The 13346-nt window shown below is 72.0% G+C and carries 15 protein-coding genes and 2 tRNA genes; 6 read left to right on the top strand and 11 right to left on the bottom strand.

What is annotated here, in order from left to right; genetic code table 11:
- Window positions 1-11 precede the first annotated feature (11 nt).
- Together AB0K05_RS21505 and AB0K05_RS21500 are read right to left on the bottom strand one after the other, a co-directional pair.
- Window positions 12-1712 (bottom strand): hypothetical protein, encoded by a 1701-nt coding sequence (locus AB0K05_RS21505; RefSeq protein ID WP_271280231.1) that lies wholly within the window; start codon window positions 1710-1712, stop codon window positions 12-14.
- A 300-nt stretch (window positions 1713-2012) separates the two neighbouring features.
- Window positions 2013-3170, bottom strand: coding sequence for a thiamine-monophosphate kinase (locus AB0K05_RS21500; RefSeq protein ID WP_333485752.1), 1158 nt, complete (start codon window positions 3168-3170; stop codon window positions 2013-2015).
- A 101-nt stretch (window positions 3171-3271) separates the two neighbouring features.
- Between AB0K05_RS21500 and AB0K05_RS21495 the strand changes: the two genes are divergently transcribed.
- Together AB0K05_RS21495 and AB0K05_RS21490 are read left to right on the top strand one after the other, a co-directional pair.
- A complete protein-coding gene (locus AB0K05_RS21495; RefSeq protein WP_138708324.1) occupies window positions 3272-3505 on the top strand; it encodes an Lrp/AsnC ligand binding domain-containing protein in 234 nt (77 codons plus the stop codon).
- Window positions 3506-3516: 11 nt separating this feature from the next.
- On the top strand, window positions 3517-3945 hold the full coding sequence (locus tag AB0K05_RS21490; RefSeq protein ID WP_364231060.1) for a DUF3515 family protein: 429 nt from the start codon (window positions 3517-3519) through the stop codon (window positions 3943-3945).
- Here the strand turns inward: AB0K05_RS21490 and AB0K05_RS21485 are convergent.
- From AB0K05_RS21485 to AB0K05_RS21475, 3 genes are read right to left on the bottom strand one after another with little or no spacing between them, the layout of a single operon-like run.
- Window positions 3928-5025, bottom strand: a complete 1098-nt coding sequence (locus tag AB0K05_RS21485) for a D-alanine--D-alanine ligase family protein (protein ID WP_271280229.1) — start codon at window positions 5023-5025, stop codon at window positions 3928-3930. The two genes, AB0K05_RS21490 and AB0K05_RS21485, sit on opposite strands and share 18 nt — an antisense overlap.
- A gap of 58 nt (window positions 5026-5083) precedes the next feature.
- A complete protein-coding gene (locus AB0K05_RS21480; RefSeq protein ID WP_271280228.1) occupies window positions 5084-6094 on the bottom strand; it encodes an NAD(P)H-dependent glycerol-3-phosphate dehydrogenase in 1011 nt (336 codons plus the stop codon).
- A gap of 4 nt (window positions 6095-6098) precedes the next feature.
- On the bottom strand, window positions 6099-6809 hold the full coding sequence (locus tag AB0K05_RS21475; RefSeq protein WP_271280227.1) for a lysophospholipid acyltransferase family protein: 711 nt from the start codon (window positions 6807-6809) through the stop codon (window positions 6099-6101).
- 77 nt (window positions 6810-6886) lie between these two features.
- Between AB0K05_RS21475 and cofC the strand changes: the two genes are divergently transcribed.
- Together cofC and AB0K05_RS21465 are read left to right on the top strand one after the other, a co-directional pair.
- Window positions 6887-7525: a 2-phospho-L-lactate guanylyltransferase gene (cofC, locus tag AB0K05_RS21470; RefSeq protein WP_148029509.1), complete on the top strand. Its 639-nt coding sequence runs from the start codon at window positions 6887-6889 to the stop codon at window positions 7523-7525.
- An 18-nt stretch (window positions 7526-7543) separates the two neighbouring features.
- A complete protein-coding gene (locus AB0K05_RS21465; RefSeq protein ID WP_219543711.1) occupies window positions 7544-7744 on the top strand; it encodes a hypothetical protein in 201 nt (66 codons plus the stop codon).
- Between the two features lie 48 nt (window positions 7745-7792).
- On the opposite strand, the gene AB0K05_RS21460 is transcribed toward AB0K05_RS21465, so the two are convergent.
- The 4 genes from AB0K05_RS21460 to leuC all read right to left on the bottom strand — a co-directional run bounded on the left by AB0K05_RS21460 (window position 7793) and on the right by leuC (window position 10386).
- Window positions 7793-8092 (bottom strand): HU family DNA-binding protein, encoded by a 300-nt coding sequence (locus tag AB0K05_RS21460; RefSeq protein ID WP_148029507.1) that lies wholly within the window; start codon window positions 8090-8092, stop codon window positions 7793-7795.
- 100 nt (window positions 8093-8192) lie between these two features.
- A complete protein-coding gene (locus AB0K05_RS21455; protein WP_148029506.1) occupies window positions 8193-8420 on the bottom strand; it encodes a hypothetical protein in 228 nt (75 codons plus the stop codon).
- The gene (gene leuD / locus AB0K05_RS21450) at window positions 8399-8986 is read right to left on the bottom strand and encodes a 3-isopropylmalate dehydratase small subunit (protein WP_148029505.1); all 588 of its coding nucleotides are present in this window, start codon (window positions 8984-8986) and stop codon (window positions 8399-8401) included. The genes AB0K05_RS21455 and leuD overlap by 22 nt, the downstream gene beginning before the upstream one ends.
- 14 nt (window positions 8987-9000) lie before the next feature.
- Window positions 9001-10386: a 3-isopropylmalate dehydratase large subunit gene (gene leuC, locus AB0K05_RS21445; protein WP_148034312.1), complete on the bottom strand. Its 1386-nt coding sequence runs from the start codon at window positions 10384-10386 to the stop codon at window positions 9001-9003.
- 101 nt (window positions 10387-10487) lie between these two features.
- On the opposite strand from leuC, the gene AB0K05_RS21440 reads away from it, so the two are divergent.
- Both AB0K05_RS21440 and AB0K05_RS21435 read left to right on the top strand, forming a co-directional pair.
- Entirely contained in the window at window positions 10488-11204 is a 717-nt protein-coding gene (locus tag AB0K05_RS21440; RefSeq protein WP_148029504.1) for an IclR family transcriptional regulator, read from the top strand.
- Between the two features lie 121 nt (window positions 11205-11325).
- Entirely contained in the window at window positions 11326-13050 is a 1725-nt protein-coding gene (locus tag AB0K05_RS21435) for a hypothetical protein (protein WP_271277440.1), read from the top strand.
- A gap of 108 nt (window positions 13051-13158) precedes the next feature.
- Here the strand turns inward: AB0K05_RS21435 and AB0K05_RS21430 are convergent.
- Together AB0K05_RS21430 and AB0K05_RS21425 are read right to left on the bottom strand one after the other, a co-directional pair.
- Window positions 13159-13234 (bottom strand) — tRNA-Glu (locus tag AB0K05_RS21430).
- Between the two features lie 18 nt (window positions 13235-13252).
- Window positions 13253-13328, bottom strand: a tRNA-Glu gene (locus tag AB0K05_RS21425).
- Between the last annotated feature and the right edge of the window lie 18 nt (window positions 13329-13346).

Below are 13346 nucleotides of genomic sequence, written 5' to 3'. Positions count from 1 at the left end.
CCGCGCTCCGATCAGGCGACGGCGCACTCCCCGCCGACGAGGCCGCAGCTCTTCGGCGCGCCCGCCTTGCCGGTGGCCGAGATCGTCAGGTCGGCGGTGGCGCCGGTGGCGATCGGCGTGGTCATGTCCAGGATCAGCAAGTTGCCGTCCTGCGTCCAGTCAGCGCCCTCCACGTCCAGGACCTTGCCCTTGACCGGCATGGACAGGGTGAAGACGCTCAGCGTCTTCCGGGAGTCGTTCGTCACGCTCATCGTCGCCGTGTAGCCGGTCAGCCGCTGCCGGTCCACGTTGAACTGGACGTTGACCGAGCTCGCCCCGCCCGACAGCGGCCGGCGCGAGCTCCCCGTGTCGCTGGACGGCGGCGTGTCCTCCGGCTGGGGGACGCCCTGGGTCGGGATGGAGCCGTTGTCGACGTCGAGCGGCGTGTCGGTCGGCTCCTGGGTGACCTCTTCCTCGGAGATCTCCACCGCCGGCTCGTCGATCAGGTCCTCGGCGGGCGCCTTGGACTTGGTCCTGGTCGGCTTCGGCGTGGGCGTGGCGGTGCGGCGCGGGGCGGGCGCCTGGGTGTTCGCCCGCGTCGGCTCGGGCCGGGACTCCTCCTCCGTGGGGTCCTCCTCCGGCGTCGCCTCGTCCTCCTCCAGCGGCTCGGACTCCTCCTCCACCGCCGGCTCGGACGCCTGCGGGCCCGGCTGGCTGGAGCCCTGCACGGCGGCGCACTTGCCGCCGGGGCAGCTCGCCTCGGCCCCGGGAGAGCTCATCATCTTGACGCCCGCGACCGTGCCGCCCAGCACGACCACCACGGCGGCCACGGACAGCAGGGCCAGCTTCCCCCTGCCGCCGCCGGACGGGGCGTCGAGCCGGTCGGGGTCCTTCTGCTGCTTGCGCCGGCCGCGCCCGCGGCGGGACTCCTGGGCGGGCTCCTGGCCCGACCAGCCGGAGTCGAGGAAGCCGGTCTCCGCTTCCGCCCAGGCCGGGGTACGGGCGACCATGGTGGGCTCGCCGGCCACCTTGACGTCACCGGGCTCGGGCGGGAGGCTGGGCGGCTCGAACCGGCCCGTCGCCTCCTGCCCGAACGGATCGCCCTGCTCCCCGGCGGACTCCCGGCCGAACCGGTCGTCCTGGAAGTCGCCGCGCGGATTCCCGAACGGGTCGTCCTGCGCACGGAGCCCGCCCTGCGGATCGGCGCCGAACGGGTCACCCTGCGCGGAGCGGAACCCGCCCTGGGGATCGCCGGGGCCGAACGGGTCGTCCTGCGGGGACCGGAAGTCACCGCGCGGATTCCTGAACGGGTCGCCCTCCGCGGAACGGAACCCGCCCTGCGGATCGCCGGGGCCGAACGGGTCGTCCTGGGGAGACCGGAAATCACCGCGCGGATTCGCGAACGGGTCGTCCTGCGCGGAGCGGAACCCGCCCGGGGGGTCGGCGGGGGCGAACGGGTCGCTCTGGGGGGCGCGGTAGGCGCTGTGGGGGTCGGCGGGGGCGTGTCCGGACGCGTGGTCCTGGTCCGGCAGGCGGCCGAAGGTCTGGGTGCTCTCCGGGACGTCGTCCCAGGACGGCGGCGGGGCGAACGCGCCGGTGGTCTCGTACGGCTGCTCGTCCTGCGGGTGCCCCTGGTCACCGCCGGGGCGCGGGGGCACCGCGAAGGCGCCGGTGGTCTCGAAGGGCGCGGACTGGTAGCCCCCGGCCGGCGGCGGGGTGTCCTGCTTCGGCATCGGCGCCCACTGACCGGTCACTTCCGGCTGATCGGGCAGGGCAGGCCAGCCCGGAGGCTCCGGCTGCTCGCCTCTGCTCCAGAAGCTGTCGGACTGCTGGTTGTCAGGGCCCCAGAAGGCGCTGTCCCCCCGATCGTGCGCGTCTTCGGATCCACCTGTCCCGTGGCGGCCCATAACAGCCCTTTCTGCCGGTTACGGTTGGCCGCCAATCTTCATAACACCTCGGCTACGTCTTTGTCCCATCAATCTCCATAGTCACAGCCCAAATCCGGAAATTATTACTCAAATCGGGACAGTCGATCACCGAAAGTGATCCCAGCCGCCGCGGCCCGGCGCGCGTCCCCGCACGTGCACGCCCTCCCCCTCGGACACCCGGCCCACGACCCGCCACGACGCCGGCAACGACACCTCCGGAGGGAAGGTCGCGGCCAGCGCGTGGTCCTCCCCGCCCGTGAGCACCCAGTCGAGCGGATCGGCGCCCAGTTCCCCGGCCGCCGCCGCGATGGCCTCCGCCACGGCGAACGCCCCGGGGTCCAGGTCGATCCGCACTCCACCGGCCTCCGCGACGTGCCCCAGGTCCTGCAGCAACCCGTCACTCACGTCGATCATCGCGCTCGCCCCGAGCCGCGCCGCCTCCACCCCGCACGAGTACGGAGGCCGCGGCCGCAGATGCGCCCCCACAACTTCCCCCAGCAGATCCTCAAGCGCTTCCCCGGCGGCTCCCCCACCGGACCCCGGGGTGGGCGGACCGGGCGCGACAGAGGCCCCGTGCGGTGCACCCTCCGGCTCCGCGATCCCGCCGTACGCGCCGGGCGCGGAGGGCCCGGGCGGAGCGCCTCCCCCGGAGGCGGCTCTCCCAGGGGCGGAAGGGTCGGACGGGGATGCGGGCTCGTCCGGGGTGACCTCTGTCTTCTGGGGTTCCTCGTACGTGGCGGAGGTCGCGGGTGGGGGGACGCGGCCGGATTCGAGGAGGGCGAGACCGGCGGCCGACCAGCCGAGGCGGCCGGCGACCGCGACGACGTGCCCCGGCCGTGCGCCGGAACGCTCCACGGGCGGGCGGCCCTGAAGGTCGCCCAGCACCGTCACCCCGATCACCACCAGGTCGCACCGGGTGATGTCACCGCCCGCCACGCTCGCCCCCACCAGCGCGCACTCGTCGCGGAACCCGTCCGTCAGCGCGTCCAGCCACGTGACGGGAAGGCACGCCGGGATGCCCAGCCCGACCACGATGGCCGTGGGCACCGCGCCCATGGCCGCCACGTCGGCGAGGTTCTGGGCGGCGGCCTTGCGTCCGACGTCGTAGCCGCTGGACCAGTGGCGGCGGAAGTGTCTACCCTCGATGAGGACGTCCGTGGAGACCACCACGCGCCCGTCGGGCGCGCTCACCATGGCGGCGTCGTCGCCCGGGCCGAGAAGCACCGTCTCGCCCTGGGGCAGCCGCCCCGAAACACGTGCTATGACACCGAACTCGCCGAGATCTCCGACTGTGATGACGCACCTCCTGACGCACACAGGGTACGGTGGCCCTTCGGCGTGATCCAATCGCCTGGGAGGACGTAATGGTGCAGGCCTACATCCTTATTCAGACCGAGGTCGGCAAGGCCGCCGCAGTGGCTCACGAGATCTCCGGCATCCCCGGGGTGACTCAGGCGGAAGACGTGACCGGACCGTACGACGTGATCGTCCGCGCCGAGGCCCGCAACGTCGACGAGCTGGGCAAGCTGGTGGTGGCCCAGATTCAGGCGGTGGAGGGCATCACACGTACTCTTACGTGTCCGATCGTCCACATCTGAGGTTCCCATCGATGCGTGCGGCTTCCATCCTGTTCGTCCTTCTCACGCTCGCCGGGTGCGGCGCCGTCCAGGTGGAGCCGCCGGTGCCGGAGGGTGAGGCGGTGGCCGCCTGCGAGCGCCTCGCCGGGCTGCTGCCCGAGACCCTCGACGGCGACGGCCGCACCGCGACCATGCCCGAGTCCCCGTACGTCGCGGTGTGGGGCGAGGGCGCCATCGCGCTGCGCTGCGGTGTGCCGCGCCCGGCCAGGATGGCGCCGACCGACCAGCTCCAGGAGATCGACGGGGTGGGCTGGTTCGCCGATCCGGAGACGCCCACCCTGTTCACGGCCGTGGCCGCGCCGCTCTACGTGGAGGTCGCGGTCGGCGGCTCGCACGTGGCCGGCGAGGTGCTGGCCCTGCTGTCGGGCCCGATCGGGCAGGTCTCACCGCAGGCCGGGTGACCGGTTCAGGGCGAGCTGGATGAGCCTGTCGACCAGCTCCGGGTAGGACAGCCCGGACGCCGCCCACAGCTGGGGCGCCACCGACAGCGAGGTGAAGCCCGGCATGGTGTTGATCTCGTTGAGCACGAGCTCGCCCTCGGGCGTGTAGAAGAAGTCGACCCGGGCCAGCCCCTCGCACTCCAGCGCCTCGAACGCGCGCACCGCCAGCGCGCGCACCTCCTCTGCCACCTCGGCGGGGATGTCGGCGGGCACGGTCAGCGACATCTGGTCGGGGTAGTACTTGGCCTCGAAGTCGAAGAACTCCTGCCCGCCCTCGACCTTGACCTCGCCGGGCCTGGAGGCGGCGGGCGGGTCGTCGCCGAGCGACTGCAGCACCGCGCACTCGATCTCCCTGCCGCCGACCGCCGCCTCGATGAGCACCTTGGGGTCGTGCTGGCGGGCGAACTCGACGGCACGCTCCAGCCCGGCCCTGTCGTGGGCCTTGGAGATGCCCTGCGAGGACCCGGCCCTGGCGGGCTTGACGAACATCGGCCAGCCGAGCTGCTGCTCGGCCTCCTTCATGATCCGGTCTCGGCCGAGCCGCCAGTCGCGGTCGCGTACGGCGAGGTAGCGGCCGATCGGCAGGCCGGCGGCGGCCAGCACGGCCTTCATGTAGCCCTTGTCCATGCCGACGGCGCTGGCCAGCACGCCGGAGCCGACGTAGCGGACCCCGGCCATCTCCAGCAGGCCCTGGATCGTGCCGTCCTCGGCGAACGGCCCGTGCATCACCGGGAAGACCACGTCGACCGACCCCAGCTCGACCGGGATGCTGCCCGGGTCGTAGGCGACCAGGCCGGTGCCGCCGGTGGGCAGCGCGAGCGACGCGCCGGAGGTGTCGACGGAGGGCAGCTCGCCGCCCTCGATCTGGAACCGCTGGTCACCGGCGGCCAGCACCCATCTGCCGTCTTGGGCGATCCCGATGGGGACCACCTCGTACTTGCTCGTGTCGATCGCCTCCAGCACGCTCCCCGCCCCCATCAGGGACACGGCGTGCTCAGAATTGCGACCTCCGAAGACGACGGCGACGCGTGGCTTGCTCATGTCGTCCGAATCTACCGGGCGCGTTCCCGTCACAGCGAGCCGAGCACGCGGTAACGGGTCAGACTCCGTAACGCTCGGGCTTGGGCGAACGCGACATCAGGAGCATCCCGGCCTCGGTCGGGGACATGCCGTCGTGCACCACGCCCACCACGACCTCGGTGATCGGCATCTCCACTTCGTGCTTCCTGGCCAGCCCCAGCACGGACTCGCAGGACTTGACGCCCTCGGCGGTCTGGCGGGTGGCGGCGATGACCTCGTCGAGGGTCATGCCCCGGCCGAGGTTCTCGCCGAAGGTGCGGTTGCGCGACAGCGGCGACATGCAGGTGGCCACCAGGTCGCCCATGCCGGCCAGGCCGGCGAAGGTGTGCGGGTCGGCGCCGAGCGCGCCCCCGAGGCGGGAGATCTCGGCCAGCCCCCTGGTCATGAGCATGGCGCTGACGTTGGCGCCCATGCCCATGCCGGCGGCCACGCCGACGGCCAGCGCGATGACGTTCTTCACGGCGCCGCCCAGCTCGACGCCCACCACGTCGGTGTTGGTGTAGGGGCGGAACCAGGGCGGCAGGTGGCAGGCCTTCTGCAGCCGGGCGGCGACGCCCTCGTCGGAGCAGGCGACGACGGCGGCGGCGGGCTGGCGCAGCGCGATCTCCTTGGCCAGGTTGGGCCCGGACACGACGGCCACCTGCTCGTCGGGGACGCCGGCGACCTCGCGGATCACCTCGCTCATCCGCTTGGAGGTGCCGAGCTCGACGCCCTTCATCAGGCTGACCAGGACCGCGTCGCGCGGGATGTGCGGGCGCCAGGCGTCCAGGTTGGCCCGCAGCGTCTGGGAGGGCACGGCGAGCACCACGAACTCGGCCCCGTCGAGCGCCTCGGCCACGTCGGTGGTGGCGCGCAGCGAGGCGGGCAGCGCGATGCCCGGCAGGTAGTCGGTGTTCATGTGGGTGCGGTCGATGGACTCGACCACCTCGCGCCTGCGCCCCCACAGGGTGGTCCGGTTTCCCGCCTCGGCCAGGATCATCGCGAACGTGGTGCCCCATGACCCGGTGCCGAACACCGCGACCTTCGCCATCACGTCACCGCCCTTCGGGGTCGTAGGGAGTCTCCGGCGCCTTCTCGCCCCGGAGCTCTGCCAGCTGCGCGGTGATCGCCGCCATGATGTCGGCGGTGGCCTCGCGCAGCACCTGAGCGTGCGGCGGCAGGCCCGCGTATCCGGACAGGTCGACCGGCTCGCCGACCATGACGCGGAACGTCTTGCGCGGGAACAGCCTGGGCTTCTTCTCCCCGTACGGGAGCAGCTCCTGGGCTCCCCAGTGGGCCACCGGGATCACCTTCGCGCCGCTCTCCAGGGCCAGCCTGGCGACGCCGGTCTTGCCCACCATGGGCCACAGCCCGGGATCGCGGGTGCAGGTGCCCTCGGGGTAGAACAGGATCGCCCCGCCGGCCCTGAGCCGCTCCGACGACGCCTCCAGCGACCTGGCCGCCTCGCTGCTGCCGCGGTTGACCGGGATGGCGCGCAGCGACCGCACCGCGTGACCCAGGAACGGCACCTTGAACAGGGTGGACTTGGCCAGGACGATCGGCCAGCGGCCGTTGTTGTAGAGGAAGTGGGCCAGCAGCACGGGATCGGTCCACGACAGGTGGTTGGCCGCGATGATGACGCCTCCGGTGCGGGGGATGCGGTCGCCCCGGCGCCAGTCGCGCTTGACCAGGAGCGTCGAGAGCGGTTTCACGATCACGACGGCCAGCGTCTCCCAGAAACGCGATGGACGCGTAAAGCGGCTCATGGGCTCCTCCAGCACCGACGGATGCGCCCAAGTGTCCCGGTTGGCCGCGCGGGATGTCGAGGCGCGATGCTTAGCCTATGAGCTTGCGCTGGTCACTGGTGATCCCGGTGAAGACGCTGGTAGCGGCGAAGACCCGGCTGGCCGCCGCCACGGGTCCGCACCGGACGCGGCTGGCCGTCGCCGTCGCCTGCGACACCGTGACGGCGGCGCTCGCCTGCCCGCCGGTGGCGCGGGTGATCGTGGTGACGGCCGACCCCGCCGCCGCGGGGCCGCTGGCGGCCCTGGGCGCCGACGTGGTGGAGGACCCCGACCGGGGGCTGAACACCGCGCTGCGCACCGGCGCCGCGCACGCCGCGCGGCTGGCGCCCGGTGACGCGGTGGGGGCGCTGCAGGCCGACCTGCCGGCGCTGCGGCCGGCCGAGCTGGCCACGGCGCTGGCCGCCGCCGCCGAGTTCGACCAGGCGTTCGTGCCCGACGCGCTGGACGTCGGCACCACCTTCTACGGGGTACGGCCCGGCCGGCCGTTCCTGCCCCGGTTCGGCGGGGAGTCGCGGGCCAGGCACCTGGCGGGCGGGGCGAAGGAGCTGTGCCTGGAGGGCATCGACTCGCTGAGGCGGGACGTGGACACGCCCGACGACCTGCGCGCGGCGCTGGCGCTGGGATTGGGGCGGCACACCGCCGCGGTGGTGGCCGAGCTGTGGCCGGGCTCGGGCTGACCCTCTAGATTGGTTCACGTGCAGGGCACAGTGCGCAGCTTCGACACCGGCACCCGGTCCGGCACGGTCTTCCTCGACGACGGGACCGTGCTGGCCTTCCCCACGCGCGCCTTCGACGCGGGCCCGCTCCGGCTGCTCCGCACCGGGCAGCGGGTCAACATCGCGGTGACGGACGGCGAGATCACCTACATCACGCTGTCGACGTTCCCGCTGCCATGAAAGAGCCCGGGGCCGCGATCGCGGAACCCGGGCCTTCGCCGTCAGCGCTTACTTCTTCTTCGCGGCCTTCTTGCCGCCCTCGTTCACCAGCTCCTTGAAGTCGGAGCCGGGCCGGAACTTGGGCCCCCAGCTCTCCGCGACCTTGATCTCGGCACCGGTCGACGGGTTCCTCGCCGTGCGGGCGGGCTTGTGCACCATTTCGAAGGCGCCGAAGCCGGTGATCGAGACCTTGTCACCATTCGCCACGGCCTTCTGGACGGCGTCGATGATCGCGTTGACGGCCTCGGTGGCCGTCCTCTTGTCGCCCACGCGGTCCGCGATGGCGTCGACGAGCTCCCGCTTGTTCATGAAAGTTCTTTCCCCCCAAGTTGCGGCTCGGGGTTCCAGCTCACGAGTCCGGCGTAGAAACCCCGTACGCGCTCGAAAGTAGGCGGGATCGCGGGTGAACTCAATCACCATGCGTGTTTTCGGCATCGCGTGGCGTGTCGAGCAGCGCCATCAGGCTTTCGAGGCGGGCGGCGGCCCGCCCAGGATCACGTTTGGCGAGATCGCAGATGGCGAGGTAGCGGCGGCCCAGCCGCTCCCGGTCTGCGGCGGGCAGCATGCGGACGCGGCGGTGCGCTTCGCGCAGCCGCCGCGCCAGTTCGTCGTCTTCTAGACGGTGGTCGGCAACCATGGCTGCCGACCATTCTCGTACGAGGTGATGTCGTCGGCGTGACGCAGGGTCAGCCCGATGTCGTCGAGGCCCTCCATCAGCCGCCAGCGGGTGTAGTCGTCGATCTCGAACGCGACGGTCTCGCCGGCCCAGCGGACCTGGCGTTCGGCCAGGTCGACGGTCACCTGCAGCTCGGGGTCCGCCTCGATCGCCCGCTGCAGGTCCTCGACCCGCTCGCCCGGCAGCACGACCGGCAGCAGGCCCATCTTGGTGGAGTTGTTGCGGAAGATGTCGCCGAACCGGGCGGCGATGACGACGCGGAAGCCGTACTGCTGCAGCGCCCAGACGGCGTGCTCGCGCGAGGAGCCGGTGCCGAAGTCGGGACCGGAGACCAGGATCGAGGCGCCCGCGTGGACGGGGTCGTTGAGCACGAACGACGGGTCCTCGCGCCAGGCGGCGAACAGGCCCTTCTCGAACCCGGTGCGGCTGACCTGCTTGAGCCAGACGGCCGGGATGATCTGGTCGGTGTCGACGTTGCTGCGGCGCAGCGGCGCGGCCTTGCCGGTGTGCGTGGTGAAAGCGTCCATCGGTACGGGGTCTCCTAGAGGTCGGCGGGCGCGGTCAGGCGGCCGGTGATCGCGGTCGCGGCGGCGACCTGCGGCGACACCAGGTGGGTGCGGCCACCCTTGCCCTGGCGGCCCTCGAAGTTGCGGTTGGAGGTGGAGGCGCTGCGCTCGCCGGGCTGGAGCGTGTCGGGGTTCATGCCCAGGCACATGGAGCACCCGGCCTCGCGCCACTCGGCGCCGGCCTCCTTGAACACCTCGTGCAGGCCCTCCTGCTCGGCCTGCTTCTTGACCATCATCGAGCCCGGCACGACCAGCATGCGGGTGGTGACCTTGCGGCCGCGCAGGATCTCGGCGGCCGAGCGCAGGTCCTCGATGCGGCCGTTGGTGCACGAGCCGACGAAGACGGTGTCGACCTCGATGTCACGCAGTCGCGTGCCGGGGGTCAGCGCCATGTACTCCAGCGCCCGCTCGGCCGCGGACCGCGCCACCGGGTCGGCGAAGCTCTCCGGGTCGGGCACGCTCGCGCCGAGCGGCAGGCCCTGGCCGGGGTTCGTGCCCCAGGTGACGAACGGGGTGAGCGTCGTGGCGTCGATCTCGACGACCTGGTCGAACACGGCGTCGTCGTCCGTCTTGAGCGTCTTCCAGTACGCCACCGCCTGGTCCCACGCCTCACCGGAGGGGGCGTGCGGGCGGCCCTTGAGGTAGGCGAACGTGGTCTCGTCCGGGGCGATCATGCCCGCGCGGGCGCCGGCCTCGATGGACATGTTGCAGACGGTCATGCGGCCCTCCATGGAGAGCTTGCGCACGGCCTCGCCGCGGTACTCGATGATGTGGCCCTGGCCGCCGCCGGTGCCGATCTTGGCGATGATGGCCAGGATCAGGTCCTTGGCCGTGACGCCGACGGGCAGCTCGCCCGAGACCTCGATGGCCATGGTCTTCGGCCGGTAGGCGGGCAGCGTCTGGGTGGCCAGGACGTGCTCGACCTCGCTGGTGCCGATGCCGAACGCGATGCCGCCGAAGGCGCCGTGCGTGGAGGTGTGGGAGTCGCCGCAGACGATGGTCATGCCCGGCTGGGTGAGACCGAACTGCGGGCCGATGATGTGGACCACGCCCTGCCCGGCGTCGCCCATCGGGTGCAGCCGGATGCCGAACTCGGCGGCGTTCTTGCGCAGGGTCTCGACCTGGGTCTTGGAGACCGGGTCGGCGATCGGGCCGAGCACGGTCGGCACGTTGTGGTCCTCGGTGGCGATCGTGAGCTCGGGCCTTCGCACCTTGCGGCCGGCGAGCCGGAGCCCGTCGAACGCCTGCGGGCTCGTTACCTCGTGGATGAGGTGAAGGTCGATGTAGAGCAGGTCGGGCTCGCCGTCGGCACGGCGCACCACATGCTGCTCCCAGACCTTCTCCGCCAGTGTGCGGCCCATGATCTCCTCCTGTTTGCCTGCGATGCCTCGTCGCACCGCCGCTCCCTCGCGGGGCTGCCCCCGACTTGCCTTCTCATATGGCGAGACTGCAGTATCGATGCATGGACAACTCTAGCGGAGTCGGAGTACTGGACAAGGCCGTTCTGGTGCTCAACGCCCTCGAAGCCGGACCGGCATCCCTGGCGCAGCTCGTTCAGGCGACCGGCCTGGCCCGCCCCACGGCCCATCGGCTCGCCGTCGCTCTCGAACACCACCGCATCGTGAGCCGTGACACGCAGGGCCGGTTCGTGCTCGGCCCTCGCCTTTCGGAGTTGTCCACCGCCGCCGGCGAGGACCGGCTGCTGGCGGTGGCGTCGCCCGTGCTGACCCAGCTGCGCGACACCACGGGCGAGAGCGCGCAACTCTACCGCCGCCAGGGCGACGAGCGGGTGTGCGTGGCCGCGGCCGAGCGCTCCAGCGGCCTGCGTGACACCGTGCCCGTCGGCTCGGCGCTGCCCATGACGGCGGGCTCGGCGGCGCAGATCCTGCTGGCCTGGGAGGAGCCCGACCGGCTGCACCGGGGGCTGCGCGGCGCCAAGTTCACCGCCGCGACGCTGGCGTCGGTGCGGCGGCGGGGCTGGGCGCACAGCGTGGGCGAGCGCGAGCAGGGGGTGGCCAGCGTCTCCGCGCCCATCAGGGGCAACGGCGGCAAGGTGATCGCGTCCGTCTCGGTGTCCGGCCCCATCGAGCGGCTGACCAGGGCACCCGGGCGGCTGCACGCCGTGCCGGTGGTGGCCGCGGCGGAGCGGATCACCGAGGCGATGCGGCGCACCTCGTGATCGGTCGAAGCCGTGACGAACGGGAAACCGGCCCACCGGCCCGCCGCCAGCGGTTCCTATAGCACATTTCCCCTTCGTATTTCGGGAGCCGAGTGTCTCGCGGGAGCACTAGCCTGAGTGCGTGACCGATCGCATCGAGGTAGCCGCCACTGAGCTGCGACCCCTGCTCGAAGAGTTCATCTTGTGGGCGCGCACCAACGCGCCTGACAGCGACCCCGAGCTGGTGGGGCCCGCCGCACTCTGGCACCGCCTCGCCTTCTCGCCGGACCTCGGCACGTGGAAGCGCGCCGACCTGCGCGACCTGCTGCTGGACCGCATGCCGGAGGTCGTGGATGATCCTGACGCCGCGGCCGACGGCATGCTGCCGGCCGTCGACGCCTACCTGACGTTCCTCGCGCAGACCGGCAGGCTGACCGCGGGCTCCGACGGCCTCGACGATCTGCGGGCCGAGCTCGACGACGTCGAGGACCGCTTCGTCGAGCTCATGGAGGACCTCATCGACGACGTCGACGAGGACGAGGGCGAGGACGACGATGACGACCTCGGCGACCTCGGCGACCTGGAGCCGTTCGCCGACGAGCTCGCCGCTCTCCCGACGATCCGGCTGCGCCCCGACTCCGAGCTGGCCGCGGCCGCCCGGGGGGTGCCGCTGATCGCCAAGGCCCGCGACCTCGCCCTGTGGGTGGGCTCGGGCCGCCGCATGGGCGACGACACGCTGCTCAGCGACGCCGAGATCGAGGAGGCGCTGGCGACCGTCGGCCTGCCCAGGCCGGAGACGTCCGGTCCGCTGGCGGAGTCCGTCCCGCAGCTGTGGAACGTCTGGAACCTCGCCGTCGACCTGGAGTTCCTGGAGCCGGGCGAGGGCAACACGGTCGCGGTGCAGGACGACACCTCGGAGTGGCCGTTCGACGACGACGAGGACGTGCTCGACGCGTGGATGCTCGGCCTCCACTCGGTCGACTACGGCGATCCGGAGCCGTCCGACGACGACCTCGCCATGGCCCTGGCGGGCCTGACCCGCAACCTGCTCGTCAGGCTGCTGCTCGGGGGCGGCTCGCGGCTGCTGCCCGAGCTCCGCGAGGAGCTGGCGGAGGCCGTCGCCGACAACGACGAGCTGGGCGGCGACGCCTGGGCGGCGACCGGCGACCCGCTGGCGCCCGTGCTCGACTGGCTGACCGGCTACGGCATGGTCGAGCTCGACGGCGACACGCTCAGGCTCACCGCGCTCGGCACCGAAGGCGTCGTCCACCTGGTGGACGATTCCGACATCGAGATCGACGCCCGCCCGGCGATCGAGTCGATGAGCGCCCACGAGCTGCTGGTGCTCAGCGCCGAGCTGCCCGAGGAGGAGGCCGACGCCGAGCTGGCCGCGTGGATGCGGCTGCGCGAGCCGGCCAAGGCGGCGGAGGAGCTGCTGCAGGCGGCGGCCGAGGACGAGGCCGACGCGCTGATCCGGGTGCAGGCGGCCAGCGTGGTCGGCACGCTCGGCGCCGACGCGGTCCCGGCCTGGCAGGCGGCGCTGAAGGAGCCGTCGCTGCGCCCGTACGCGGCCACCCACCTGAGCCAGCTGGGGGTGGAGGGCGCGCCGCAGCCGACGGAGGACGACACCTACTGGCTGATCCTCGACATGTGGACGATCTCGGCCGGGCTGGGCCGGGCGGAGTTCGTGGGCAGCCTGCGTGACATCGACCCGGAGATGATCAACAACCTGCTCGAGGTGATCTGGAAGATCCCGCACGCGCACGTCGAGGAGCTGCTGGACCGGATCTCCCAGGTCCACCCCGACAAGCAGGTGGCCAAGGCGGCGCGAAGGGCGCTGTTCAAGGCCCGCTCCGCCAGTCAGTGACGTTTCCGGGAAACGCCGTCTGCCCAAGCAACAGGGCAGGCGGCGTTTTCTGGCATATGCCCCGAAATGCGAAAAGACCCGGTCGGCAGACCGGGTCTTCATGAAAGGTGGTAGTCCCGACCGGATTCGAACCGGCGCTACCGCCTTGAGAGGGCGGCGTCCTGGGCCACTAGACGACGGGACCTTCGTGAGCTTGCGACAGTGGTAGTCCCGACCGGATTCGAACCGGCGCTACCGCCTTGAGAGGGCGGCGTCCTGGGCCACTAGACGACGGGACCTTCGTGAGCTTGCGACAG

It is taken from the genome of Nonomuraea sp. NPDC049486 (genome assembly GCF_040676925.1).
Classification (GTDB): Bacteria; Actinomycetota; Actinomycetes; order Streptosporangiales; family Streptosporangiaceae; genus Nonomuraea; species Nonomuraea ferruginea.
This window is presented reverse-complemented; position numbering and strand designations above follow the sequence as displayed.

What these genes read in the sequence shown, in the direction of transcription:
- AB0K05_RS21505 (WP_271280231.1), bottom strand. Translation starts at nt 1,712, where the DNA reads ATGCCGAAGCAGGACACCCCGCCGCCGGCCGGGGGCTACCAGTCCGCG.
- AB0K05_RS21495 (WP_138708324.1), top strand. Translation starts at nt 3,272, where the DNA reads ATGGTGCAGGCCTACATCCTTATTCAGACCGAGGTCGGCAAGGCCGCC.
- AB0K05_RS21490 (WP_364231060.1), top strand. Translation starts at nt 3,517, where the DNA reads ATGCGTGCGGCTTCCATCCTGTTCGTCCTTCTCACGCTCGCCGGGTGC.
- AB0K05_RS21485 (WP_271280229.1), bottom strand. Translation starts at nt 5,025, where the DNA reads ATGAGCAAGCCACGCGTCGCCGTCGTCTTCGGAGGTCGCAATTCTGAG.
- AB0K05_RS21480 (WP_271280228.1), bottom strand. Translation starts at nt 6,094, where the DNA reads ATGGCGAAGGTCGCGGTGTTCGGCACCGGGTCATGGGGCACCACGTTC.
- AB0K05_RS21475 (WP_271280227.1), bottom strand. Translation starts at nt 6,809, where the DNA reads ATGAGCCGCTTTACGCGTCCATCGCGTTTCTGGGAGACGCTGGCCGTC.
- cofC (WP_148029509.1), top strand. Translation starts at nt 6,887, where the DNA reads ATGAGCTTGCGCTGGTCACTGGTGATCCCGGTGAAGACGCTGGTAGCG.
- AB0K05_RS21460 (WP_148029507.1), bottom strand. Translation starts at nt 8,092, where the DNA reads ATGAACAAGCGGGAGCTCGTCGACGCCATCGCGGACCGCGTGGGCGAC.
- AB0K05_RS21455 (WP_148029506.1), bottom strand. Translation starts at nt 8,420, where the DNA reads ATGGTTGCCGACCACCGTCTAGAAGACGACGAACTGGCGCGGCGGCTG.
- leuD (WP_148029505.1), bottom strand. Translation starts at nt 8,986, where the DNA reads ATGGACGCTTTCACCACGCACACCGGCAAGGCCGCGCCGCTGCGCCGC.
- leuC (WP_148034312.1), bottom strand. Translation starts at nt 10,386, where the DNA reads ATGGGCCGCACACTGGCGGAGAAGGTCTGGGAGCAGCATGTGGTGCGC.
- AB0K05_RS21440 (WP_148029504.1), top strand. Translation starts at nt 10,488, where the DNA reads ATGGACAACTCTAGCGGAGTCGGAGTACTGGACAAGGCCGTTCTGGTG.